This window comes from Stutzerimonas stutzeri RCH2 (assembly GCF_000327065.1).
Taxonomy (GTDB): Bacteria; Pseudomonadota; Gammaproteobacteria; order Pseudomonadales; family Pseudomonadaceae; genus Stutzerimonas; species Stutzerimonas stutzeri_AE.
In genome coordinates this window covers 862,339-886,597 of the sequence record NC_019936.1, presented here as the reverse complement: position 1 = coordinate 886,597, position 24,259 = coordinate 862,339, and the positions used below count along the sequence as shown (strand labels likewise).

The 24,259-nt window shown below is 63.3% G+C and carries 22 protein-coding genes; 9 read left to right on the top strand and 13 right to left on the bottom strand.

The genetic code is table 11. The features are described from left to right. Positions 1-5: 5 nt before the first annotated feature. The 9 genes from cobA to PSEST_RS03930 all read left to right on the top strand — a co-directional run bounded on the left by cobA (position 6) and on the right by PSEST_RS03930 (position 9,637). Positions 6-842: a uroporphyrinogen-III C-methyltransferase gene (cobA, locus tag PSEST_RS03970; RefSeq protein ID WP_015275749.1), complete on the top strand. Its 837-nt coding sequence runs from the start codon at positions 6-8 to the stop codon at positions 840-842. Beyond that, complete coding sequence (locus PSEST_RS03965; RefSeq protein ID WP_015275748.1) at positions 833-2,344, top strand: nitrite reductase; 1,512 nt, start codon at positions 833-835, stop codon at positions 2,342-2,344. The genes cobA and PSEST_RS03965 overlap by 10 nt, the downstream gene beginning before the upstream one ends. Before the next feature lie 244 nt (positions 2,345-2,588). After that, the gene (locus PSEST_RS03960) at positions 2,589-2,981 is read left to right on the top strand and encodes a type IV pilin protein (protein ID WP_015275747.1); all 393 of its coding nucleotides are present in this window, start codon (positions 2,589-2,591) and stop codon (positions 2,979-2,981) included. Between the two features lie 5 nt (positions 2,982-2,986). Continuing rightward, positions 2,987-3,547, top strand: a complete 561-nt coding sequence (gene pilV, locus PSEST_RS03955; protein ID WP_041756897.1) for a type IV pilus modification protein PilV — start codon at positions 2,987-2,989, stop codon at positions 3,545-3,547. Next, complete coding sequence (locus tag PSEST_RS03950) at positions 3,544-4,659, top strand: PilW family protein (protein WP_015275745.1); 1,116 nt, start codon at positions 3,544-3,546, stop codon at positions 4,657-4,659. The genes pilV and PSEST_RS03950 overlap by 4 nt, the downstream gene beginning before the upstream one ends. Next, the gene (locus PSEST_RS03945; RefSeq protein WP_015275744.1) at positions 4,656-5,129 is read left to right on the top strand and encodes a PilX N-terminal domain-containing pilus assembly protein; all 474 of its coding nucleotides are present in this window, start codon (positions 4,656-4,658) and stop codon (positions 5,127-5,129) included. Before PSEST_RS03950 ends, PSEST_RS03945 begins: the two co-directional genes overlap by 4 nt. A 23-nt stretch (positions 5,130-5,152) precedes the next feature. Further along, positions 5,153-8,170, top strand: coding sequence for a pilus assembly protein (locus tag PSEST_RS03940; RefSeq protein ID WP_015275743.1), 3,018 nt, complete (start codon positions 5,153-5,155; stop codon positions 8,168-8,170). Between the two features lie 8 nt (positions 8,171-8,178). Beyond that, complete coding sequence (locus PSEST_RS03935; RefSeq protein ID WP_015275742.1) at positions 8,179-8,706, top strand: GspH/FimT family pseudopilin; 528 nt, start codon at positions 8,179-8,181, stop codon at positions 8,704-8,706. Between the two features lie 70 nt (positions 8,707-8,776). After that, the gene (locus PSEST_RS03930) at positions 8,777-9,637 is read left to right on the top strand and encodes a LysR family transcriptional regulator (RefSeq protein ID WP_015275741.1); all 861 of its coding nucleotides are present in this window, start codon (positions 8,777-8,779) and stop codon (positions 9,635-9,637) included. A 10-nt stretch (positions 9,638-9,647) separates the two neighbouring features. Here the strand turns inward: PSEST_RS03930 and PSEST_RS03925 are convergent, their stop codons facing one another. The 13 genes from PSEST_RS03925 to PSEST_RS03865 form a co-directional block, all read right to left on the bottom strand. Next, positions 9,648-10,784, bottom strand: coding sequence for an HPP family protein (locus PSEST_RS03925; protein WP_015275740.1), 1,137 nt, complete (start codon positions 10,782-10,784; stop codon positions 9,648-9,650). A 336-nt stretch (positions 10,785-11,120) separates the two neighbouring features. Further along, positions 11,121-11,864 carry an SDR family NAD(P)-dependent oxidoreductase gene (locus PSEST_RS03920; RefSeq protein ID WP_015275739.1) on the bottom strand — a complete coding sequence of 248 codons (744 nt, stop codon included), beginning with the start codon at positions 11,862-11,864 and terminating at the stop codon, positions 11,121-11,123. A 118-nt stretch (positions 11,865-11,982) separates the two neighbouring features. Beyond that, entirely contained in the window at positions 11,983-13,173 is a 1,191-nt protein-coding gene (locus PSEST_RS03915) for an NnrS family protein (RefSeq protein WP_015275738.1), read from the bottom strand. 322 nt (positions 13,174-13,495) lie between these two features. Next, entirely contained in the window at positions 13,496-13,678 is a 183-nt protein-coding gene (gene tatA / locus PSEST_RS03910) for a twin-arginine translocase TatA/TatE family subunit (protein ID WP_015275737.1), read from the bottom strand. Between the two features lie 45 nt (positions 13,679-13,723). Then, the gene (locus PSEST_RS03905) at positions 13,724-14,296 is read right to left on the bottom strand and encodes a nitrous oxide reductase accessory protein NosL (protein ID WP_015275736.1); all 573 of its coding nucleotides are present in this window, start codon (positions 14,294-14,296) and stop codon (positions 13,724-13,726) included. A gap of 25 nt (positions 14,297-14,321) precedes the next feature. Further along, on the bottom strand, positions 14,322-15,152 hold the full coding sequence (locus tag PSEST_RS03900) for an ABC transporter permease (protein ID WP_015275735.1): 831 nt from the start codon (positions 15,150-15,152) through the stop codon (positions 14,322-14,324). Beyond that, positions 15,149-16,075, bottom strand: coding sequence for an ABC transporter ATP-binding protein (locus PSEST_RS03895; protein ID WP_015275734.1), 927 nt, complete (start codon positions 16,073-16,075; stop codon positions 15,149-15,151). The genes PSEST_RS03900 and PSEST_RS03895 overlap by 4 nt, the downstream gene beginning before the upstream one ends. Continuing rightward, positions 16,072-17,382, bottom strand: coding sequence for a nitrous oxide reductase family maturation protein NosD (locus PSEST_RS03890; protein ID WP_015275733.1), 1,311 nt, complete (start codon positions 17,380-17,382; stop codon positions 16,072-16,074). Before PSEST_RS03890 ends, PSEST_RS03895 begins: the two co-directional genes overlap by 4 nt. Positions 17,383-17,503: 121 nt before the next feature. Further along, the gene (gene nosZ / locus PSEST_RS03885; RefSeq protein ID WP_015275732.1) at positions 17,504-19,417 is read right to left on the bottom strand and encodes a TAT-dependent nitrous-oxide reductase; all 1,914 of its coding nucleotides are present in this window, start codon (positions 19,415-19,417) and stop codon (positions 17,504-17,506) included. A gap of 67 nt (positions 19,418-19,484) precedes the next feature. Then, on the bottom strand, positions 19,485-21,662 hold the full coding sequence (gene nosR, locus PSEST_RS03880; RefSeq protein WP_015275731.1) for a transcriptional regulator NosR: 2,178 nt from the start codon (positions 21,660-21,662) through the stop codon (positions 19,485-19,487). 275 nt (positions 21,663-21,937) lie between these two features. Then, entirely contained in the window at positions 21,938-23,188 is a 1,251-nt protein-coding gene (locus tag PSEST_RS03875; protein ID WP_015275730.1) for an acyl-CoA dehydrogenase family protein, read from the bottom strand. A 166-nt stretch (positions 23,189-23,354) separates the two neighbouring features. Further along, positions 23,355-23,795 carry a CopD family copper resistance protein gene (locus PSEST_RS03870; RefSeq protein WP_015275729.1) on the bottom strand — a complete coding sequence of 147 codons (441 nt, stop codon included), beginning with the start codon at positions 23,793-23,795 and terminating at the stop codon, positions 23,355-23,357. 68 nt (positions 23,796-23,863) lie between these two features. Then, positions 23,864-24,217, bottom strand: a complete 354-nt coding sequence (locus tag PSEST_RS03865) for a hypothetical protein (protein ID WP_015275728.1) — start codon at positions 24,215-24,217, stop codon at positions 23,864-23,866. Positions 24,218-24,259 lie beyond the last annotated feature (42 nt).

The following is a 24,259-nucleotide window of genomic DNA, read 5'->3' as shown; positions in this document are numbered from 1 at the left end:
ACCGCATGGACCAGCCACTCACATTTCCCGCTTCGCTGAGCGCCGCGTTCGCCCCTGGCGAAGTCGCCCTGGTTGGTGCCGGTCCGGGCGACCCGGGCCTGCTTACCCTGCGCGCCTGGAGCCTGCTGCAACAAGCCGATGCGGTGGTCTACGACCGCCTGGTCAGCGAAGGTCTGATGGAGCTGCTGCCGACCAGCTGCAGCCGCCACTACGTCGGCAAGACCAGCGGTTACCACAGCCTGCCGCAACCGGAAATCAATCAGCTGCTGGCCGATCTGGCGCTGCAGAACAAGCGTGTGGTGCGGCTCAAGGGCGGCGATCCGTTCATCTTTGGTCGCGGTGCCGAAGAACTCGAATTCCTGCTGCAGCGCGGCATCGACTGCCAGGTGGTGCCGGGCATCACCGCAGCGGCTGGCTGCAGCGCCTATGCCGGGATTCCGCTGACTCATCGCGACCTGGCGCATTCCTGTCAGTTCATCACCGGCCACCTGCAGACCAATGGCGAGCTGCACTTGCCGTGGGACGCCCTGGCCCAGGGCGGACAGACGCTGGTGTTCTACATGGGCCTGGCCAGCCTCGGTGAGATCTCGCGCAATCTGATCTCCGCCGGGCTGCCGGTCGACACGCCCGCCGCACTGATCGGCAACGGCACCCGCGAGAACCAGCAGGTGGTGCGCTGCACGCTACGGCAACTGCCGAGCATGGCCGACGAGCAGCACCTCACGCCGCCGACCCTGACCGTCATCGGCCGCGTGGTCGGCCTGTTCGCAGATCGCCAAGTCCAGCACCCCGCACGCCTGCACGGTGACCCTGCCCCGCAAACGGAGGCCTTATGCAACTGATGCCCGCCCTGCTGCTGGCCGCCGCACTGCCAGCAGCCACCTTCGTCGCCCTCGACATGGCCACTGCCGCCAGCCTGCCGGCCGACAGCCAGGCCCTCTACGAACAGCACTGCCAGAGCTGCCACGGCATCAACCGCCTCGGCGGTGCCGGCCCGGCCCTGCTGCCAGAAAGCCTCAGCCGCATCAAGCCGACCGAAGCCCATGCGGTAATCCGTGACGGCCGTCCGGCGAGCCAGATGGCCGCCTATTCCCACATGCTGAACGAAGCGCAGATCACCGCGCTGGTCGACTATCTGTATCAGCCCTCGGCCGTACCGCCGACCTGGAGCGACGCTGACATCCGCGCCAGCCACCGCATTCTCAAGGACGTCACCAGCCTGCCAAGCACACCGCAACATGGTGCCGCCCCGCGCAACCTGTTCGTCGTGGTGGAAGCCGGCAATCACCATGTGCGGGTGCTGGACGGCGATCGCTTCGAGGAACTGGCCAACTTCCAGTCGCACTTCGCCCTGCACGGCGGGCCGAAGTTCTCGCCGGACGGCCGCTTCGTCTATTTTGCCTCCCGCGACGGCTGGGTCAGCGTCTACGACCTGCACAACCTGACCATGCTCGCCGAGGTGCGCGCGGGGTTGAACACGCGCAACCTGGCGGTGAGCAACGATGGCCGCTGGGTGCTGGTGGGCAACTACCTACCGGGCAATCTGGTGCTGCTCGATGCCCGCGACCTTTCGCTGATCAAGCACATCCCGGCGGTCGGCCAGGACGGCACGCCGTCCCGGGTCAGCGCCGTATACACCGCACCGCCACGCGACAGCTTCGTGGTCGCCCTGAAAGACGTGCAGGAAGCCTGGGAGCTCTCCTATGCCGGCGAGCCGACCTTCGAACCACGACGGATCAAGGCAGCCGACTATCTCGACGACTTCTCCTTCACTCCAGACTACCGCTACCTGCTGGCCACCTCGCGCAAGGCACACGGCGGCCAGGTGATCGATCTGGATAGTGGCAAGGCCGTCACCGACATCCCGCTGCCGGGCATGCCGCATCTGGGCTCGGGCATCTACTGGAAGCGCGACGGCAAGTGGGTGTTCGCCACCCCCAACGTCAGCAAGGGATTGATCTCGGTGCTAGACCTGGAAACCTGGAAGCTGATCAAGGAGATCCCCACTGAAGGCCCGGGCTTCTTCATGCGCAGCCAGGCCAACTCGCCCTACGCCTGGACCGACGTGTTCTTCGGCCCGAACAACGACGCCGTGCACCTGATCGACAAGCAGACCCTGGAAGTCGCCCACACCCTGCGCCCGATGCCAGGCAAGAACGCCGCCCATGTCGAGTTCACCAATGACGGCCGCTACGCGCTGCTCAGCGTCTGGGACACCGACGGCGCACTGATCGTCTACGACGCCAACACGCTGGAAGAGGTCAAACGCATCCCGATGAACAAGCCTTCCGGCAAGTACAACGTCGGCAACAAGATCGAGTTCGCCGAGGGCACCTCGCACTAGAGAAACTGCCCTTCTCCACCAACGCGGACGCCAGTGCTACTGGTGTTCGCGCTGCCGCGCCAGCATCCCCCCTCCTGCGAAACCTTGAACTGCGACACAAAAATTCGGCCTTTGTGACCAGTCAGTCTATCTTTGACCTTGATGTCACCATAATATTTGTAAGCCATCACTGACATGACTTGTCGAAGTCGGGATGGCGGGAGTTCGCGCTCCCGACGTAATCGGCCTCTCTTGGAGAAGTGATGTGGCTCGATATAAGGCGCGTGGTTTTACCCTGATCGAAGTAATGATCGTCGTGGTCATCATCGGCATCCTTGCCAGCATTGCGCTGCCGAACTACCGCCAATACGTCATTCGCAGTAACCGCACTGCGGCGCAGGCGCAGATGCTGGATATCGCCAACCGCCAGCAGCACTTTCTGCTCGCCAACCGCGCCTATGCAGACGCCGCGGCACTTACCGCCAGCGGTTTCAGCCTCTCTGGTGAAGTCAGCCCGCATTACAGCTTCGACGTTACCGTCGGCAGCGGTACCGTGCCGTCCTATCTGATCACCTTCACGGCCATCGGCAGCCAAGCCAGCGACGGCGACCTGACCCTGAACAACGAAGGCGTGAAAACGCCTGCAGACAAGTGGTGAGCGTCGTGCGTTCGGCAACCAGCCGGCAGACCGGCGTCAGCCTGATCGAGGTCTTGATCACTCTGGTGATCCTGGCCGTCGGGCTGCTTGGAGTGATGGCACTGCAGACACGCCTGCAGCAATCGGAGATGGAGACCTACCAACGTTCCCAGGCACTGCTGCTGCTCGACGATATCGCCGCGCGCATGACGGCCAACCGCACCGCCGCTGCCAGTTATGTCACTGGTAACGCGAACCCCCTGGGCGCCGGCATGACCTGCCCTGCCACGACCGCCACGCCACAACAACGCGACGCCGCCGCCTGGTGCGCCGCGCTGCAAGGCGCCAGCGAAAGCACCAGCACGGGCCTCGCCGGTGCATTGATTGGCGGACGTGGCTGTATCGAGTCGCTGGGCAGCAACCAGTACCTGCTCACGGTGGCCTGGCAGGGTTTGCTGCCGCTGTCCGCGCCTCCGTCCGATGTAGCCTGTGGCAGAAACGCCTTCAATGGCGCGGCCGGTAGCCAGTGCAGCAACGACCGCTGCCGCCGGGTAGTAACCACCCTGGTACGGGTGGCACCGCTATGAGACGACCGAGCCCGATTCGCTATCGCGCGAGCGCCGAAGGTTTCGGCCTGATCGAGCTGATGGTGGCGATGACCATCGCTCTGATACTCAGCGCAGCCACGCTCACCCTTTACCTGAACATGAGCCGCAGCAACAGCGAGCTGGCCAAGACCAGCAGCCAGATGGAGCATGGTCGACTGGCGATTCGCCTGCTGCGCGACGACTTGATGCATGCGGGGTTCCTCAACGGCTTCGTGCCGCAGTTCGACGACCTGACCTACGCGGCCGTGCCCAGCGACTATCCGGCAGACATACCGGCCCCTTGCGCTCCTTATAGCGACTGGAATGCCGCGTACAAGACGAACCTGATCGGGTTACCCGTTCAGCTTTACGCTGCAGTACCAGCCAGCTGCAGCGGAGTAATGCCCTCCGCGCTTGTCGGCAGCGACGTGCTGCTGGTACGTCGGGTGGCGAGCTGCGTGACCGGCTCGCCAAACTGCGAAGCCAACGTCAGCGGCAAACTCTATTGGCAAACCGGCTACTGCGATAGCGAACCTCGCTACGTGCTCGGCAGCAGCGGCTTCACGCTGCACAAGCGCGACTGCACGACGCAAGCGGAGACGCGGCGCTTCCTCAATAACGCCTACTACATTCGCGATTATGCGGTGACGGCCGGGGACGGCATCCCAACGCTGATGCAGTCCACCTTCGATCTGGACAGCGGCGCGCTCGACCAGCAAGCGGCGGTCCCGATGGTCGAAGGTATCGAAGCGATGCGTTTCGTCTTTGGCGTAGACGACCTGGGCGACACTGGGCTGCCGGTCGACTATGAACAACCCGTGCAATGGGCCAGCGAACTCAATCGCAACTCGCCGACCAATCGCGGTGATGGCGCTCCGGATTCGACCTGCACCTCGGCGACACCCTGCGAGCTGGAGCAACTGACCAACACAGTGGTGGTGCAAGTTCATCTGCTGGTGCGCAATATCGAGCCCACCCCCGGCTATCAGTCTGGCAAGACCTACAACCTGGGCGACCAGAGCTTCGGTCCGTTCACGGACGCCTTCCAGCGCCACGTCTACTCCACGACCGTGCGCCTGACCAACGTTTCAGCTCGCAGGGAAACCCCATGAATGCATCCCGGCACGGGGGCTTCGCCCTCATTACGGCGCTGATCATGCTGCTGCTTCTGACTGTGCTGGTGACGTCGTCTTTCACCCTGAGCAAGGTCAATCTGGACGTGGTGAGCAATCAGCAGTGGCGTAACGAGGCACTGGCAGCGGCCGACGATGCGCTCGAGCAGGTGATCCCGTCCCTGACCAGCACCATGCCGGCGGCCCAGACGATCGGCGTCGATATCAATCGCGACCACACCGATGACTACGAGGTAGCCGTTGCCCAGCCCGAGTGCATCCGCGTCAGCGTCGCCACCCATGTGGCGCCCAGTAGCCTGACCCTTGAAGGGATGTCCAGCTCCACCTGGAATACCGAATGGGAGCTGGTCGCCAGCGTGCTGGACCCCAGCACCGGCGCCTCGGTGAGGGTGCGCTCCGGCGTGCGCCTGCTGCTCTCCGACGCTCGCAAGAACCAGCTGTGCCCCTGAAGTCGGCCTCACGAGGTAAGCGCATGAAAAAGTATTTCAACCGGTTCCTGCTGGCGCTGGCCGTGAGCCTGGCCCAGGCTGCCAGCGCCGAGGACATCGACCTGTTCGTCGGCGTACCAAGCAGTTCGACCGGTGCACCCAACGTGCTGATCGTTCTGGACAATACGGCCAACTGGAACAACGCATTCTCCAACGAGATGGCAGCGTTGCGTTCGGTGATCAGCGCACTACCGGAAGACAAATTCCGTGTGGGCATCATGATGTTTACCGAGACGGGGGGAAGCAATTCGGGAGCGGACGGTGCTTACGTGCGCGCGGCGCTCCGCCCGATGGACGCCGCCAACAAGATCGCGATGGCAAACCTGGTGACCAGCTTCGACAAGCTCGGCGACAAGTCCAACGGTGGCAAGGTCAGCTTGGCCATGCAGGAGGCATACCTGTACTTCGCTGGCGCCACGCCGTACGCGGGCAACAAAAAGGCCAAGACCGATTTCGCCGGCAACCGCGGTGTATCGACAGCCGCCGATGCAGTCTATGCGTTGCCGAACAATGCCCTGGCCAGCAAGGACGCCACCAGCTATCTCTCACCCATCGTCTCCGGTTGCGGCAAGAACTACGTCATCTACATCAGTAACGGCCCAGCGCAGGACAACAGCTCCGACATCACCCAGGCCACTACGGCACTTGCCGGTCTCGGCGGCTCGACGACCACTATTCCCATCACGCCCAGCGACTCGCAGGACAACGTGGCCGACGAGTGGGCGCGCTTCATGAAGAAGAGCAGCGAGCAGATCACCACTTACACCATCGATATCAACCGCACCACCAACCGCCAAGGACTCGGCTGGACGGCGTTACTGCAGAGCATGGCCCGTACCAGTGACGGCAAATATTTCGACGTGACCAGCACCGGCAATCAGATTGTCGACGCGCTGAATGCGATCTTTTCCGAGGTTCAGGCGACCAACAGCGTATTCGCCTCGGTCAGCCTGCCGGTCAGCGTCAATGCCCAGGGCACCTACCTAAACCAGGTGTTTATCGGCATGTTCCGCCCCGACGGCGACGGTTTTCCTCGCTGGTACGGCAACCTCAAGCAATACAAGCTCGGCTACATCGGTTCCGATCTGCGCCTGCTGGACGCCGATGGCGTCAGTGCGATCAACAGCAACACCGGGTTCATCACCGAGTGCGCCCGCAGCTTCTGGACACCGACCGCAGCGGACAGCTACTGGGGCTTCAGCGCCCGCGGCAACTGCCTGACGGGCGCGGATTCGAGCGGGTCCAACAGCCCGGACGGCAATATCGTCGAGAAAGGCGGCCAGGGTTATCTGCTACGAGCCTCCAGCTCTCGCAATATGCTCACCTGTGGTACAGCGAGCGGCTGCACATCGCTGACCAGTTTCTCGACCACCAACAACGGCATAACCGCAACGGCCCTGAACGCCGCCAATGAAACCGAACGCACGGCGATGATCAACTGGGCCCGAGGTGTCGACCTCAAGGACGAGAATGGCAATGGCAACGTCAGCGAAATGCGCCCCTCGGTGCATGGTGACGTGGTGCATTCCCGTCCGGTGGCAATCAACTACGGAACGGCCGGGAACCCGAACGTCGTGGCGTTCTACGGCGGCAACGATGGTGCATTGCGCGCCGTGGTGGGCAACCGCACCAGTGCACTCGGCACCCATGCCGCAGGCAGCGAACTGTGGTCGTTCATGCCGCCGGAGTTCTACGGCAAGATCAAGCGTCTCTACGACAACAACGTCCCGATCAGCTTTCCCGGCTATGTCGGCACCTCGACGCCCCAGCCCAAGGATTACGGCATGGACGGGCCAGTCGTGGCTTACCAGGACGAATCCTCCGCCTGGATCTACGCCACCATGCGCCGTGGCGGCCGGGCTGTGTATGCGTTCAATGTCAACACACCGGCATCGCCAAGTCTGAAGTGGAAGCGCGGCTGTCCGAACAACTTCGACGCCAATGGCGCGGTCGTCGATACCAGCTGCAGCGACGGATTTAGCGGCATCGGCCAGACCTGGGCACCGCCCAAACTGCTCAAGGCAAGCGGATACGGCAATGGCACGGCGCCGATGTTGATCATGGGCGGCGGCTACGATGCCTGCGAAGATGGCGACCCGCACACCTGCACCGACGCCACCAAGGGCAACAAGGTCTACGTGCTCGATGCCGACAGCGGCGAATTGCTCAGGACGTTCGACACCCAGCGCAGCGTGATTTCGGACGTCACCCTGGTGCGCAACAGTGCAGGCCAGGCCCTCTACGGCTATCTCGCCGACCTCGGCGGTAACGTCTATCGCATCACCATGGGCGCGTCCGCCCCACTACAGTGGACCATGACGCGCATCGCCGCATTGGGCTGCGCCACCGCCGGCACCTGCACACGAAACCGCAAGTTCATGTTCGCGCCGGACATCGTTGCCGATGGTGCCGACTACGTGCTCATGCTCGGTTCCGGCGACCGGGAAAAGCCTCTGCTCGACTATGACGACGCGGCGGCCACCACCAACTACTTCTTCATGCTGCGCGACCGTCCGAGTGACTCGACCTGGCTCACCAGCGAGGCAAGCAACTGCGGCGGGAACCTGCTCTGCATGAACTCGCTATTGGGTGTGACCACCCAGAGCGCACCGACCACCACCAGCCTCGGACAGAAAAAAGGCTGGTATCTGCAACTGGACGCCACCGAGCAGGTGGTGACTTCGGCCATTACCGTGTTCGGCGATGTCACCTTCAGCACCCATCAGCCCCGCGTACCGACGTCGGGGGTGTGCTCCGGACTCGGTGAAACACGCGTCTATACCGTCAACTACCTAACCGGCCAGGGCGTCTATCACGACGTGGTCGGCGATGGTCTGCCGCCCTCACCTGTGGCCGGCATGGTGACGCTGGACGATGGTGTGACCACCGTGCCGTTCGTCATCGGTGCAGATCCGTCCTCGCCCCTGCAAGGCAGCCCGCCAATTAATCCCGCTTCGGTCATGCAGCCCACCTCCCGGGTGTTCTGGAACATTGAGCAGTAGGTGAACGCATGCAGCATTGCAACGGGATTCAGGTAAGCGCTGGCATTCGCCAGCGCGCTTTCACCCTGATCGAACTGATGGTGGCGCTGGCCGTCCTGGCAATACTGGCGGCCATCGCCGTACCGGGTTACGACAGCCTGGTGCTCAGCAGTCGGCTGCGCACCTACACCACTGACTTCTCGGCCAGCGCCCAGCTCGCCCGCAGCGAGGCAATGAAACGCAACGCTCCGGTCACCCTGTGCAGCTCCAGTGACGGCACGAGTTGCGACAGCTCCGCCGGCTGGGAGCAGGGCTGGGTGATCCTTACCGGCAGCACGCTGGTCAAGCACTTCCCAGCGGCCAAGACCGGCTACCTGCTGTCCTCCTCGGTGCGTGAGCTGACCTTCCTGCCCAGCGGTTTCGGCTCAGCTCTAGAAGAGGACGACAAACTGATCATCTGCCGCGCTACGCCGCTCGGTAATCAGGAGCGCTCGCTTGCGCTGTCGCGAACCGGGCGCATCACCATCACTCGAACCCATACCGGCAGCTGTTCCTGAGCGTAACTACCCGCCCCCGGCACCGTCGCGGTTGCTACAATCGTCCGCCCCACTCGCTCAGGGCTCGCACATGGACATCGATCTCGCCCGCACCTTTCTCGAGATCATCCGCAGCGGCAGCTTCATCGCCACTGCAGAGCGACTGCATATCACCCAGACCGCTGTCACGGCACGCATTCAGAATCTGGAAAGCCAGCTGAGCTGCAAGCTCTTCGTGCGCAACCGTGCCGGTGCTCGGCTGACGGCCGATGGCGAGCGCTTCGCCTCGTATGCGCGGCAGCTGGTGCAGACCTGGGAAGCCGCGCGGCGCGATCTGCCATTGCCACGCGGCTATGGCGAGTTGCTCACGCTGGGCGCCGAGGTGAGTCTGTGCAATCCGCTGATGCTGGCCTGGATACAGCGCCTGCGACAGGCTCTGCCCAGCCATGCCCTGCGCAGCGAAGTAGCCAGCGATACCGAACTGCAGCACAAGCTGGAGCTCGGCGCACTGGATGCGGCACTGGTGCATCAGCCGGAGTACCGTCCGGGTCTGCAGGTGGAACAGCTGTTGGAAGAGAAGCTGATCCTGGTAGCACACAAACGCCTGCCGGCACCCTATCTGTACATCGACTGGGGCCCGGTATTCCGCAAGCAGCACGATCAGGCCCTGCCCGAGCACACCCGTGCCGCGCTTACCTTCAGCCTCGGGCCGCTAGCGCTGCAGTACCTGCTGCAATGCGGCGGGCGCGGCTACTTCCGGACTCGGGTGGTGCAGCGCTATCTCGATGAAGGCCTGCTCGAGCGGGTCGCACACGCGCCGGAGTTCAGCTATCCGGTGTATCTGGTGCACGCGCGTGCCAGCGAATCACCCGCGCTGAGCAAGGCCGTGGAGGCTCTGCGCGATGTGGCCCGTGACGAGTGTGACTGGTCGCGCTGGTACTACCCGCACTGAGGCCAACGCCTCAGTCCGGTAGGTGTCGGAGCCAGTTGCGATACAGCGCGGCGATCAGATCGGTCTGGGTGATCATGCCGACCAGGCGCCTTTCGCCATCCACTACCGGCAGGCAGTGCAGGCCTCGATCGGACAGCAGATAGACCAGCTCCACCATGTGCGTATCGGGCGTGACCGAAACCACCGGCGAGCTCATGATGGCGCGCAGCTTGGTGCCGCGCAGGAACTTCAGTTGACCGAAGTTGAGCCGGCCCGGGCGCGGATGAAAATGCTTGAGCAGATCGACCAGCGTGACGATGCCGACCAGCTCGCGGGCATCGCTCACCACCGGCAACGAGCGCAGGCGATTGCGCTGCAGCGTGCTCCAGGCCTGCTCGATAAAGGTATCCGGTGTGTGCGAGTAGACATCGCGGGACATGATGTCCGCGGCGGTGACTTCACCCATGCTGCGACGCAACGCATGCTTCTCGGTCTGTTTGATCAGCCGCTCGAGGTCGTCACGGGTGACGTCGACATATTCGCCGAACTCGCGCAACGCTCGATCGACGTCGTCATGGCTGAAGCTCATGCGCTCGCTCGGCTGCGGATCTCGGGTACGGTGAACGTTCTCCCGCGGCAACCGCGGTTTCGGGTACGGGTGCCGGGTGAGGTTGTTGTAGAGCAGCGCCACGGCCAGCAGCAGCAGCGAATTGAACGCCACCGGATAGAGCAGTCCATAGCCCAGATGATGGATCTCGGGGCAGCCGACCACCGCAACCAGGGCCAACGCCGCACCCGGCGGATGCAGGCAGCGCAGGCTGAACAGCCCGACCAGCACCAGGCACACGCACAGCGCGGCAGCAGCCATCGACGGCAGGCTGGTCAGGCCGAGGCTGACCCCGATCACCGTAGCCAGCAGATTGCCGCCGAGCACCGACCAGGGCTGGGCGAACGGGCTGGATGACGCGGCGAAAAGCAGGACCGCCGAGGCTCCAGCCGGGGCGATCAGCTGCAGCGTCAGGGGCACGCCGAACAGCAGGAAGCCGCTGAACACGCTGAGCAGCATGACGATGGCGATACCGCCGGCAGCACGCAGCCATTCTTTCGGCGCGGCATTGAACGGGGCGGGAACGAAGGAGCGAAACCAGTCGATGAGGTTGTCGTGCATGTGTCCTGCTTGGATCGATACGGCGAAAGGCACGCATCAACACTCTGCAACTGATCGCCCCGGCAGCAGGCTACTGCCGGCGCGCGGAACGCGGCAAACGGCCGCAGCCGCTGCGACGCAATGCCACAGCGCGTGAATGCGGCCGGCATTGTCGACGGGGCGTCGACCAATCTCTAACGAATACTTTTGAGGGGATAGTGCAATATAAATGCACTAAAACCGTGCACGCGCTTCTGTTACAGAAGTGCTGCCGGTTGAAGAGCAGTCAGGCCCTGGGTGTCCTGACTGCCTGGAGATGCCGGCGTCACTGGAGGACGCCGAGGGAAGCCAACTGGATCAGCTGATGGTATAGCCGTTGTCCACCACCCAATCCTGGCCAAACACGCCGCGCGCACCCTGCGAAAGCTGGAACAGGATGACGTTGGCCACGGCTGCGGACTCGAGAAAGTGTCCAGGCAACAGTCGTTTTGTCACGCCTTCGGCAACGCTCTCGAGCTGGTCATCGCTCAGCCCCAACGAACCCCAGATGGCCGTGGCGGTAGGACCCGGCGAGACCATGTTGATACGCACGTCCAGCGGCGCGAACTCCACCGCCAACGTGCGCGCCTGCGCCGCCAGTGCGGCCTTGCTCGCGATATAGGCAGCCAGGCCGGGGAAGGTCGAGCGGATCAGGAAGGTCCCAACGAATACCACCGAGGCCGGCTTGGCCAGCTCGTTGCGCAGCGCGGCGAAAGTATTCAGCGCGCCGGCGCCATTGACCGCCCACTGCCGATCGAATGCCGCCATATCCAGCCCGTCGGCCAGTTCGGCGATACCGGCATTGGGCACCAGGTAGTGCACCGGCCCCAGCTGTGCGGCGCGCCGAGCCAGCTGGGCCAGGTCTTCAGCCGAAGTGACGTCGCCACGCAGCCACTGCAGCTGCTCGGCATGGGTTTCCAGCAGCGGCTCGAGCCCGCCGATGCTGCGCGACATTGCCAGCACCCGCGCGCCACGCTGCAGCAGCGCCGAACACAATGCCAGACCGATCCCGGAGCTGGCTCCGGTGACAACAGCCAGACGATCCTGAAACTCGCTTTTCATCATCATCTCCGAGCTCGACGCATGCCGAGTCACAGGCCACCCCGCAAGGCAGCGTTTTTTGGGCTAGGTAATTTGCGGACAGGTGCAGACGCGCACCCGCCCGATTCACGCTCCGGGTTCAGCCCGGATGACCGTCTACACGTGCGGCGACCAGCATCGGCGCATAGCGCCAGACATAGAGTGCAAAGGCCAGACCCCAGCAGGTTGCTGCAAGCCACAGGCCGCCAACCGGCCAGACGACGGAGAGAAAAACCCGCGCCGCCGTACCGAGATTGAACAGCACGAACGCCCCGACGATTCCCGCGGGCAGTTGCAGTGGCCGACCGGTATGGCCGAGGGTGACTCGGGCAATCATCGCCAGGATCAGCCCACTCATGGAGCCCACGCTCAGCGCATGCAGTGATGGGCTGGACTGCGCCAGCAAACCGAAATGCCAGAGCGCCAGGCCGAACGCAGCGACCACCAGCCAGAGCATCGCCATATGCAGCGACCAGAGCAGGCCGACCTTCCAGATGCCCTTGTCGTACCAGCGCGCCAGGCGCAGCAGGTGGCCGACGCCGATAGCGACGAACAGCAGACCCAGCAGCGGCTGTGGACGCATGGCGACACCGAAGGCATGCAACAAGGCGATCACCCCAGTGCCCACCAACAAGGCGATATCCAGCCAGACCCAAGGCTTGACCGCCTCGACCTTGCCCAGCCCGCGCTGGGTGAAGAATGGAATCACCCGGCCGCCGATCAGGGCCATCAGCGCCGCGACCAGCCACAAGCCGGCCAGTACGCCCTGGCGCTGCAGCGCATCGTTACCTTGCAGCAAGCCGGTCAACGTCAGCACATCAGCACCGAACATCAGCGACAGCACCACCACGATCGGGTAGTTACGCTTCTGCCGCACCGCCCAGAGCATCCGCGCCATCATCCACGCCAGCGCCAGCAGGAACAGCAGGTCCAATGGCGCCAGCCACTCGGCGGGCAGGCCGAACAGCCAGCCCAGGCGGGCCGCCAGCCATACCAGCGCCAAGCCCATCAGTCGTTTCCCGGAGGGCGCCGTCTGGCCGGTCCAGGTCTGTACCGCGGTGAGCAGAAAGCCGGCGACGATGGCCATGGCGAAACCGAACAGCATCTCGTGACGATGCCAGGCCAACCAGCCACCTGTGGGCTGAAAGCCCGGCCAGTGACCGGTCCAGGTCGCTACCCAGAGCGGGATCGCCAACAGCGCGTAAACCGCGCCGGCGAGAAAGAACGGGCGAAATGCGAGTCGCCAGATGGGCGGAATACTCAGGGCTTTTCGCCGATCGATTACTTGCACGGAAGGACCTCCAGACTTGCCTTATCCGGCGGCCATACAAGGCCTGCACGCCGGATCGATGAGCGCTCCCAATATCTGGGAGCCAGGACTACTTTCTACAGGGTAGGAGGCTTCGACAGACTTGATTGCGATCAGATTTTCTTCGAGGCGGAATACAAGTGACGACCGGAGTAACAAGCCGAACCCCAACGCACCATTGCAGTGCGCCGCGACCGGCTTTTCCGCGCGGTTAGAGAGGTCGATCCGTCATCCGGCACGCTGTCCGGCCAGATGCCGACACGCTCAGGCAGGTGCCTGCCCGAGCAGCCTCGGTGGGGCGGGTTTACTTCAATTCCTGCTTGACCGTTTCGGCCTGGGCAGTGGTTTCGCCGTCACTGACCGACTTGCGGAAACCGCTAATCGCGCCGCCCAGGTCGGAACCCAGGCCACGCAGGCGCTTGGTGCCGAACAGCATGACCACGATCAGGAGAATGATCAGAAGTTGCCAGACGCTGATACCCATCATTTGTGCTTACCTCGGATGTGCCGAAAATCGATTGCAGCCCTGAGCTCAGTGACCGCTGTGTGCGTTGTGTGAATCGCTGGGCATGTGCCCGTGCATGCCACCATGCTGCATGCTCGCGGCTTCCTGCAGCAGCGCCTGATCGATCTGATCGAAGCGCAATACGCGGCCGCCGTGTTCCTCAGCCAGACGCAGGGCAGCCTGCTCCTCAGCGAAGGTCGCCAGGGAAGCGCCCATGGCGCCCTTGAGCGAAGTGCCGACCACATAGTAGGCGCTGGTTGCGTCGATCAGATGACCATCGTCCGGGTGCTCCCAGACGCTGCGCCCCATGTCATGCACGTACAGCTTGGCATTGAGCAGACGGTTCTCCGGCTGCAGCCACCAGCCGAGCATTTCTGCCGTCGAGCAGAACTTCCTCACCCCACCCTTCTCTACCGCCTGCCCCTTGGGGCCAGGGAAATCGGTGATGATCATGCCACAGACGTGGCATTCATCGCTGTCATGGAAGGCCACCGGCTCGAGCGACTGCTGGACCTCCTCCTTTTCCCCACAGCCGGCCAGCGTGAAGGCCAGCGCCAGGGCGAAGAGCGTTCCGGCGCCGATGCGATGCAGTGCGTTCATAATTCGTTTCCTCAGATCTCGATATTCAGGTCAGACGACGGCGGAAGATGCCGTAGGCCAGCAGCAGCGAAGCCCCGATCCAGGCCAGCAGGCATAGCCAGAGCACCGAAGCCGGCACCGGCAGATCGGCACCCAGCGACAGCACACCCATGGCGCTGCCGCTGCCCTCGAAGCCGGACAGGTTGATCAGCCGGTAGATGTCGGTGGGGTTGAGCAACAGCAGCCAGGGCAGCAGTTCCGGGTTGAACTTGCCTTCACTGAGCACCAGCAGTGCCAGCAGCACCAGGTCGAACACCAGCACGAAGAGAAACCACACGCCGAGCGCCAGTCCGGCGGCGCTGGATTTTTCATTGACCTTGCCACTGAGCACGTAGGCAAAGGCGAGGAACACCCAGCCGAGCAGTGTCGAGGAGATCATGAAGCGGCCAAAGGCCCAGAGCAGCAGGCCCAGCTCGACGCCATCGACCAGCAGAGCGATGGCCAGCGCCGCACAGCCGAAGCCGATCAGCACCGCCAGGGCAAGAATCAGCCCGTGGCCGACGAACTTGCCGAGCAGGATCTGCCCGCGTCCCAGCGGGTAGGTCAGCAGCAGCATCAGCGTGCCGCCCTCGTCCTCGCCGACGATGGCGTCATAGGCCAGTAGCAGCGCGATCAGCGGCATCAGAAAGGTGGCCAGGCTCGCCAGGCTGGCGATGGTCGCCGGAATCGAGGTGAAGCCGAGCTGGCCGGAGGCCGCGGCGCCGAGCCAGGCGATGCCCACCGCGAGCACGGCGAAGAGCAGGCTGATGGCGAGCAGCCAGCGGTTGCGCAGGCCGTCGCTGAGTTCCTTGCGGGCAATGTTCCAGACCTGGTTCATGGGCGACCCTCCTGCGCGCGCACGTCGCCGGCGCGCTCCATGTAATAGCGATAGAGGTCTTCCAGCGATGGCTGGTGGATTTCGATGTCCTCCGGCTCGCTTTCACCGAGCAACTGCCGCAGCAGCACCAGCTTGTGGCCGTTGACTGCCACCACCTCCAGGCTCGACTCGCTGAGGCCGCGGGCACTGTGCCCGGCGTCGGTCCAGCGCTGCAGCCAGCTGTCCCGCTCGCTGACGCCACTGGCGCGGATGCGCACCGGCAAACCGGCCTCGGCACGCAGTTGCGACAGACTGCCGACTGCCTGCAGGCGGCCCTTGGCGAGGATCGCCGCGCGGTTGATGTGCGCCTCGACGCCCGGCAGCACATGGGAGCAGAGGATGATGCTGGTGCCACGCTGACGCAGGCGGTCGATCAGCTGGTAGAGGTCCTGCGTGGCGATCGGGTCAAGGCCCACGGTCGGCTCGTCGAGCAGCAGCAGCTTCGGTTCGCCGAGCAGCGCCTGCGCCAGGCCGAGGCGCTGGCGCATGCCCTTGGAATAGGTCTTCACCCGGCGATCGGCGGCATGGGCCAGGCCGACCTGTTCGAGCAACTCGTCTACCTGGGTCAGTGCCGCGCCCTTGAGGCGGGCGAAGTGGCGCAGGGTCTCGCGGCCGCTCAACTGCGGATAGAAGGTGACGTTCTCCGGCAGGTAGCCGAGCTGGCGGCGCACCTGCGGATCGTTCGGCGCGCGGCCGAGCACTTTCACCTGACCTTCGCTTGGCGCGAGCAGGCCGAGAATCAGCTTCATGCTGGTGGTCTTGCCCGCGCCGTTATGGCCGAACAGCCCCAGCACCTCACCTTCACCGAGGTTCAGGTTCAGATCGTGCAGCACGGTCATGCTGCCGTAACGCTGGCTTACGCCTTGGATCTCGACGGCGTTCATGACGTTGGTTCCTGCTTTTCGGTAAGGAGTTTTTCAGTGGGCAGCTTCATCAGCGGATGGCTGTCCTGCACACCCGGCGACTTGACCACCGGGAAGGCCCGCTGCACCCAGCGCAGCACCTCGATGCTCGGGCTGTTCATCAGCAGGCGCACCTGCGGGTAGAGCCAGAGCAGGCGGTCGACGTTGTCGTTGGGTTCGTAGGCGACATCGCCGAGGCCGTCGTTGTTGCGGTCCCAGCCGAGGTAGTCGCTCCAGTAGTTGCCGCGGCCGTCTACCGACCACTCCTGGGTGCGGCTGGCCACATACTTGACCTGCTGCTGATTGCCGACGAAGGCATTGCCGGAAATACGGTTGTCTTCCGAACCCGCAGTCAGGTGAATACCCAGCGAGCTCTTTTCGAAGTGATTGTTCTCGATGGTATTGAACAGCGAGTTGTAGATGAACAGCGCCTTGCCCTCGCCACCGCTGATCATGCTGTCGCCGCCGGTATCGCCGCGCTGCACGTCACTGACGAAGTTGTCCTTTATCGTCGAGTAGGTGATGTAGTTCAGCAGGATGCCGTAGTTCTGATCCTGCTCGGAGCGGTTGCCGGTGACGATCAGCTTGCGACTCTGCATCAGCGCATAACCGGTACGGGTACGCCGGGTGATGTTGTCGATCACGCTGTTGTCGTTGGCGAACATGTAATGCACGCCGTAGCGGACATCCTCGATGACGTTGCCTTCCAGATGATTGCCGTTGGAGGTATCGATATAGATACCGTCGCGCACGTCGCGCACCTGATTGCCGACGATCCGCGCCCCCTTCACCGCAAACAGGTGGATGCCGTTGCCGCGGTCCTGCGAGCGAACACTCGCGTCACCGTCGATCTGGTTGCCGAGCACCTGCACGTCGCTGGTGCCGTCGACGAATACGCCAAACCCGGGACCACGCATCCGGTTGTTGCTGATCTGCGCGCGTTCGGCGGCAGGCAGGATGAACACCGCAGAATCCATGGCGGTGAGGTCAGCACCCCACTCGCGCAGCGTGCAACCATCGACGAGCACGTCGGGCGCGCTGATCAGCAGGCTGCTGCCCTGCCGTTGCGACTGGATGATTGCACCCGGCTCGCAACGCAGCTGCATGGGCTGCTCGATGGTGAACTGCCCCTGATATTCACCGGCAGGCAAGCGCCAGCGGTTTTCACCGTCGGGCTGCAGCGGAAGGGTTGTGATTGGTTGCGGTGCCGCCTGGGCCACACCGCTGAATAAGAGCAGCAGCGAAACTGCCGCCGAGTACCGCGAGAAAATAGCCTGAGCTTTGAACACTGCGTTTTGACCTTCTTCAGCTTCCAGGCGGGTAACACTGCGGCAAGAGCCTCGGCAGCACCGAGGCTCGTTGCGCAATCACTGAACCATCCCCCGGCTTAGGGGCGATGGTTCGACCAGCTTACGCAGGCTCGACCAGCATGCGGCCGACCATTTCCATGTGCAGGGCATGGCAGAACCAGCTGCAGTAGTACCAGTGCAGGCCAGGCTTGTCAGCCACGAAGGTGATGGAAGAGGTCTGCTGCGGGCTGATCTCCATGCTCACACCGTGGTTGACCATGACGAAGCCGTGGGACACGTCTTCGATCTGGTCGATGTTGGTGATGGTCACGGTGACTTCGTCGCCCTGCTTGACGGTGAACTCCTGCACACCGAACGCCGGCGCCATGGAGGTCATGTACACGCGCACCTTGTTGCCGTCACGGATGACCTTGTTGTCGGCGTCCAGGTTGATGCCGTCCTTCTTCGCGCGTTCCAGCGTCGGCGCGAAGAACGGGTCGTTGCGGTCCCAGATCTTCTTGGTCTTGATCTGGTCGCGGCGGGCCATGATGCAGTCGTGCGGCTCGGCATAGGTCGGGCCGTCATGCACCAGCTTCATCTCGTCGCCGGAAATGTCGATCAGCTGATCGTTCTCCGGATGCAGCGGGCCGGTCGGCAGGAAGCGGTCCTTGCCGAACTTGCACAGCGCCACCAGCCATTTGCCATCGGCCTCGCTGGTTTCGCACAGCGAGGCATGGATGTGGCCCGGCTGATAGTGCACGTCCAGCTTCTGCTTGATGTAGTTGACCTTCTCGCCGTTGTAGGCGCGTACCGCGTCGGCCATGTTCCACTTGACCACCTGGCTGTCGATGAACAGCGTGGTGTAGGCGTTGCCGCGACCGTCGAAGGTGGTGTGCAGCGGGCCGAGGCCCAGTTCCACTTCGGCGGCGATGGTGTCGCGCGGGTCCTTCAGCTTGCCGGCGAACAGATCGGGCAGCTTGGCGATCTCGATCATCGACACGGTCGGCGAGAGCTTGCCGTTGGCGATGAAGTACTTGCCATCGGACGAGGTGTTGCAGCCGTGCGGGTTCTTCGGCACCGGGATGTAGCGGGTGAACTCGCTGTCCTTGTCGCCCTTTTTGCGACCATCGAGCACCGGCACCTTGGAGTCGCCGAGGGTGGTGAACTTGCCGGCCTTGACCGCTTTCTCCGCCGCCTCGATGTCGAACACCACGACCCAGTCGCGCTCGTTGCGCATCATGCCGCCGAGGTCGTAGGCCTTCTCCGAGTTGTAGCAGGTGGCTGCGGTGAAGCGGCCGGTGTAGTCCATGTCGGTGTTGTCGAGGTTGCCATCGACGATGATCTGGAAGGCCATCTCCATCGTTTCGGCATCGATGGCGTTGTACATGGTGTAGCTGTTCTCATCCTGCAGATCGAAGACCTTGCCGTCGTTCGGGTGCGGGATGACGAATTCGGCGTTGGCGAACACGTACTTGGTATAGGGCACCTTCTGCAGACGCAGACCGTGGATCGCCTGGCAGTTGGGCACGGTCAGCATCTTGTCGCACTTCATGATATCCAGGCGGATACGTGCGACGCGGGTGTTGGCCTTGTCGTTGATGAACAGGTACTTGCCGTCGTACTTGCCGTCGGTCATCGAGATGTGCGGGTGGTGGCAGTCGCCGTTGAGGAACTTGGCACTGTCGCCCATGATCGCGCGGCTTTCGTTGGTCAGGCCCCAGCCGGTCGCCGAGTCGACGTTGAACACCGGGATGCGCATCAGTTCGCGCATCGACGGGATGCCCATCACGCGGACTTCGCCCTGGTGGCCGCCGCTCCAGAAGCCGTAGTAGTCATCCAGCTCGCCCGGGGCGACGTGGATGTTCTGCTGCGCATTCTTTACCGCTGCAGCCCAGGACTCGCGGCTCATTACCGCGCCACCGAAGGCAGTGGCCGCGACGGCCGCGCCAGTTACCGCGCTGGCACCGAGGAAACCGCGACGGCTCATGCCGCCCTTCTCCAGTACCTCGGGATTGTTCTTGCTCTTGTCACTCATGGGGTTTCGCTCCTTTGGGACATCTGCTTCAAACACATCGATCGAGCACCTCGCCAGCGGCGACGGCTCAGGGTTCCACCACTTGCACCACGGGAATCAGCTCGGCGGAGGCCGGCGCTTTCTTGCCGCGCTTGTTGCGCTTGTTCTTGTTCACCAGCGGCGGGCACTTGTTCTCGTTGTGATAGGTCATCTGGCAGTCGAGACAGTAGTGGCACTCGTTGGCATTGATGCGGCCGTCCGGATGGATCGCCTGGATCTCGCACTCCTTGGCGCAGAGCTGGCATGGGTCGCCACACTCCTTGCGGCGCTTGAGCCAGTCGAACAGACGCAGCTTGGTCGGAATCGCCAGCGCCGCGCCCAGCGGGCAGACGTAGCGGCAGTACACCTTGCGGGTGAAGATGTTGATGACCAGCAGGAACACCGCGTAGGTGACGAACCACCACTGACGGTCGAACTTGAGGGTGATGGCGGTCTTGAACGGCTCAACCTCGGCGGCCTTCTCGGCCATCATCATCGACTCGAGGGAGATGCCGAACAGCACCAGCAGGATGATGTACTTGATCGCCCAGAGCCGTTCGTGCACCGCGAAGGGCAGCTCGTACTGCGGAATCTTCAGCTTGCGCGCGGCCTCGTTGATCAGCTCCTGCAGCGCGCCGAACGGGCACAGCCAGCCGCAGAACACGCCACGACCCCAGAGCAGGATGGTGGCAGCGGTGAAGGTCCAGATGATGAAGATCACCGGATCGGAGAGAAACAGCTCCCAGCGGAAATCCTGGAACAGCGCATGGACGAAGGTCAGCACGTTGACGACCGACAGCTGCCCGAGCGCATACCAGCCGATGAACACCACGGTGAACACGAGGTAGCCGCGGCGCAGCCAGTGCAGGAACTGCGGCTTCTGGGTGAACTTGTCCTGCAGGAACAGGATGACCGTCAGCAGGCCCAGCGCCGCGAGGATGACGCCGATCTGGAAGGTCTTCTGGTACCAGATGTTGACCCACATCGGCCGGTTGGCTTCCTCGATTGCAGCCAGCTCCTCGGCGGTGGGCTGCGGCCGCTCGATGTATTCGTCGAGCATCTGGTAGGGCAGCTCGAAGCTGGTGAACATGCCGCTGACCGGCCCGATCTGCCGGCGCACCAGCAGCTCCAGCACCCAGGGCGAGCCCGGATCGAAACGCGCCGCCTCGCGGACGATGAAGATCGCCATCTCGCTGAAACGCGGTGCACCGTCGATGTAGATATCGTTGAGTCGCTGGAAGTCGAGATCGCGGAAACTGATGATGTCGCCGAACTGGCGCAGCTGAACCCGATCGAAGATGCCGCCGCGCACGTAGCCCGAGCCCTTGAACGAATACTCACCGCTGCCCAGCACGGCGATGGCGTGCTCGCCCGGCTTGAGTTCTTCCATCAGGAAGCGGTACTGGTTGTCGCCCAGCAGGTTGCGGCCGATGGTCGGCGGATTCAGTTCTGTCACATAGAGATCGATAAAGGTTTCGTCGGCAGTTTCCGGGGAAGCTTCGTCGATACCTTCGGCTTCGGTCCCCTTGAAGGCTTCGTCGATCTGCCCGCGCGTCAGGTGCAGTCGGCGAATCGCGCCATTGCCGGTCAGCTCGGTCCAGTCGGCCGGCTGGTAAACGTCTTCGCGCACCAGGGCGATTTTCGGCCGCGCCGTGTTGCCCGCCTCGATCAGCCCCAGCGATACGGCCACCTCATGGGCGGCGCGCATCACCACCTCGTTGACCACCATCACCGTCACGGTGGCGCCGGTTACCGCATCGATGGTCACCGCATTGCTGTCGCTGGAGCGGCCGACCACGACGCGCTGGTCAGCCTTGATGCCCTCGTACTTGGCATTGAAATCGTGCAGCTTCTGCTCGGGAATACCGATCAGCAGGATCGGTTCGTGGTGTTCCAGCACATAGGCGTCGCGGATCACGCCCTGCGGATCGAGCAGCACCTGCATGTTGATCGGCTTGCCGGAATAGGCCGGAATCTTGGTGACATTGATGCTCTGGAAGGCGTAGCCGAGGATCTCGTCGCCCTTGCGCAGCGTTCGAACCTGATAGTCGCCCTCGGGCTCGGAAATGCTCGCACCGGGGAAGAACTGCTCGATGCGCTGCTGCTCGACTTCGTACTCAACGGCCTGCACCGCAACTGAGCAAACTGCCAGGCTCAGGAAAATGAGCAAGCTACTGATCCAGGCACGTGCGGTACCGGCCAGCGACGAATGTCCACGGGAAACCATCAGATCACCTAAATCCACTGTCGACGTGGGGCGAATGGTAGGTGACCGCTGACGGGACTCCCCTTGATTGCAATCAAGGACGCGCCGGGCCACCACTTTCGTTGTTCCATGTCAAAGAAACACCCTGATGGAGAACGAAGACGTTGTTATGACCAAGCCTAGGTCAGTACCGGGCAAATGCGAGGGCGGCGGCGTGGCAGGGACGTTTCTGTGCGGTAGCGCAAGAAGGAGAAGGCGGCGCAGATCGAACCCACGCCGCCAGCAGGACGGCGCGCTCAGTGACGACCGGGTGGGGTTAGATAGGCCGCCGTCGCACCGCGCGTGGCTTCACTGGCCTTGATTTCCATCCTGGCGATGCTACGCAGATGCACCTGGTCCGGGCCGTCGGCAAAGCGCAGGGCGCGGCCACCGGTCCACATGTCGGCCAGCGGCGTGTCCGGGGTCAGGCCCATGGCGCCGTAGACCTGGATCGCGCGGTCGACCACGTTGATGTGCATGCGCGGCACCAGCGCCTTGATCATCGAGATTTCCTTGCGCGCTGCCTTGGCGCCGACCTCGTCGATCATCCAGGCAGTCTTGAGCACCAGCAGTCGCGCCTGTTCGATCTCGATGCGCGATTCGGCGATCCAGTCGGCGACGTTGGAATACTGCTGCAGGTATTTGCCGAACGCCTTGCGCTCCTGGCAGCGCTCGACCATCAGTTCCAGCGCCAGCTCGGCCATGCCGATCGAGCGCATGCAGTGGTGGATGCGCCCAGGGCCGAGGCGCGCCTGGGCCATCATGAAGCCGTCGCCCTCTTTGCCCAGCAGATTGCTCGCCGGCACCCGCACGTTGCGCAGCAGCAGCTCGCTGTGGCCCTCCGGGGCGATGTGGTTCATCACCGGAATGTTGCGCACCAGCTCGACACCGGGTGTGTCGAACGGCACCAGGATCATGCTCTGCTGCTGATGGGTTTCGGCGTCCGGGTCGGTCTTGCCCATGACGATCAAGAGCTTGCAGTTGGGGTGCGAGGCGTTGGTGATGAACCACTTGCGGCCGTTGATCACGTAGTCGTCGCCATCGCGGCGAATCAGCGTCTGGATGTTGGTGGCATCGGAGGACGGCACATCCGGCTCGGTCATGGCGAAGGCCGAGCGGATCTCGCCTTCGAGCAACGGCCCGAGCCAGCGCTGGCGCTGCTCCGGCGTGGCGAACATGTGCAGCAGCTCCATGTTGCCGGTGTCCGGCGCGTTGCAGTTGAACACTTCGGAGGCCCAGTGCACGCGACCCATGATTTCGGCCAGCGGAGCGTACTCCAGATTGCTCAGGCCCATGCCCGGCTCATCCTCGCGCAGCGACGGCAGGAACAGGTTCCACAGCCCTTCCGAACGCGCCAGCGCCTTGAGGTCGTCCATGAACGACACCGGATACTGTCCGGCCGCCACCTCCGCGTGCCAGGCGCCGATGCGCGGCACGATGTGCTGGTCCATGAAGGCGCGCAGCTGTTGGCGCAGCGCCTCGACGCGTGGGCTGTAGGCGAAATCCATGGCTAACCTCTGCTGATCGGGAAACGATGCAGCCACCATAGACCCCGCTGCCGCTAAAGCAACGAGGCTGCGGCGACTGAATCAGGCGCGATAAGCAGGAAGCGAAGCTTCGGTCGAATTGACCGTGGTCATGACTGTCGCTGGTGAAACTGGTATGTGCTCAGCCTTACCAATGCACGTAGAACATGCCCTTGGCCAGCAGCACGATACCGATCATCTGCAGCAGAATTGCCCAGTGAATGGCGCGGTAACGCGTCGGCGTCATGCGGCCTTTGCGCAGCAGGATCGCCACCAGGCCGAAGGTGAAGAACACGCCGATAGCCAGTAGAACCTTCAACGACAGAAGCGTGGCGAAGCTGCTGGCGAACGGATCGGCCAACGCCTGGCGGTGATACCAGCCCAGGCCGATACCCGCGCCATAGACGAACAGCACCACCCAATGCAGCACGACCCGCGAGCGGGCGCCAACGGCGCGCTCCACCAGCGGCATGATCTGTTCACCAATCTGCTGGCGGATACGGCTGAGGATCATCACTTCGAAGAACAGCGTACCGATGAAGAAAATCGCGGCCAGCAGATGCACCACATGCAGAACGGAATAACTCATCGGTACCTCCTGAATGACTGTCAGCCGCGATCATCCTCCATCCGCGCGCCAGCAGACTACCCACTCAGTCATTTCGCCGACGCGGTGACCTGCGCGCCATTGCGCTCGATGTGCTGACCTTGCAGAAATCCGCCGTCGGACGTGCGGATGCGGCTGATACTGCCATCGTCGCGTTTTACCACGTACAACGTCTGCTCCAGCCCGGCCGCCTGCTGGGCGCCCTGCCCGACCAGATAGCCGATGCCGCCACCGACCAGCGCCCCGATCGGGCCGCCCGCCGCCGCGCCGAGCATGAAGCCACTGAGCCCGCCGAAACCACCGCCAACCGCACGATCCTCGTGCACCTCCAGAACCTCGTCCGCGCTGACCATACTGCTCGCCAGAACTACCGCTGCCGCCATCAGAACCGTTGCGCTTTTCATGTCATCGCTCCTTTCGCGAATGGGGGTAACCACCATTCCCTG

Bases quoted from the DNA above. Each gene is read 5' to 3' on its own strand.
- cobA (WP_015275749.1), top strand. From the start codon at position 6: ATGGACCAGCCACTCACATTTCCCGCTTCGCTGAGCGCCGCGTTCGCC.
- PSEST_RS03965 (WP_015275748.1), top strand. From the start codon at position 833: ATGCAACTGATGCCCGCCCTGCTGCTGGCCGCCGCACTGCCAGCAGCC.
- PSEST_RS03950 (WP_015275745.1), top strand. From the start codon at position 3,544: ATGAGACGACCGAGCCCGATTCGCTATCGCGCGAGCGCCGAAGGTTTC.
- PSEST_RS03945 (WP_015275744.1), top strand. From the start codon at position 4,656: ATGAATGCATCCCGGCACGGGGGCTTCGCCCTCATTACGGCGCTGATC.
- PSEST_RS03940 (WP_015275743.1), top strand. From the start codon at position 5,153: ATGAAAAAGTATTTCAACCGGTTCCTGCTGGCGCTGGCCGTGAGCCTG.
- PSEST_RS03935 (WP_015275742.1), top strand. From the start codon at position 8,179: ATGCAGCATTGCAACGGGATTCAGGTAAGCGCTGGCATTCGCCAGCGC.
- PSEST_RS03930 (WP_015275741.1), top strand. From the start codon at position 8,777: ATGGACATCGATCTCGCCCGCACCTTTCTCGAGATCATCCGCAGCGGC.
- PSEST_RS03925 (WP_015275740.1), bottom strand. From the start codon at position 10,784: ATGCACGACAACCTCATCGACTGGTTTCGCTCCTTCGTTCCCGCCCCG.
- PSEST_RS03920 (WP_015275739.1), bottom strand. From the start codon at position 11,864: ATGAAAAGCGAGTTTCAGGATCGTCTGGCTGTTGTCACCGGAGCCAGC.
- tatA (WP_015275737.1), bottom strand. From the start codon at position 13,678: ATGATGGGTATCAGCGTCTGGCAACTTCTGATCATTCTCCTGATCGTG.
- PSEST_RS03905 (WP_015275736.1), bottom strand. From the start codon at position 14,296: ATGAACGCACTGCATCGCATCGGCGCCGGAACGCTCTTCGCCCTGGCG.
- PSEST_RS03900 (WP_015275735.1), bottom strand. From the start codon at position 15,152: ATGAACCAGGTCTGGAACATTGCCCGCAAGGAACTCAGCGACGGCCTG.
- PSEST_RS03895 (WP_015275734.1), bottom strand. From the start codon at position 16,075: ATGAACGCCGTCGAGATCCAAGGCGTAAGCCAGCGTTACGGCAGCATG.
- nosZ (WP_015275732.1), bottom strand. From the start codon at position 19,417: ATGAGTGACAAGAGCAAGAACAATCCCGAGGTACTGGAGAAGGGCGGC.
- nosR (WP_015275731.1), bottom strand. From the start codon at position 21,662: ATGGTTTCCCGTGGACATTCGTCGCTGGCCGGTACCGCACGTGCCTGG.
- PSEST_RS03875 (WP_015275730.1), bottom strand. From the start codon at position 23,188: ATGGATTTCGCCTACAGCCCACGCGTCGAGGCGCTGCGCCAACAGCTG.
- PSEST_RS03870 (WP_015275729.1), bottom strand. From the start codon at position 23,795: ATGAGTTATTCCGTTCTGCATGTGGTGCATCTGCTGGCCGCGATTTTC.
- PSEST_RS03865 (WP_015275728.1), bottom strand. From the start codon at position 24,217: ATGAAAAGCGCAACGGTTCTGATGGCGGCAGCGGTAGTTCTGGCGAGC.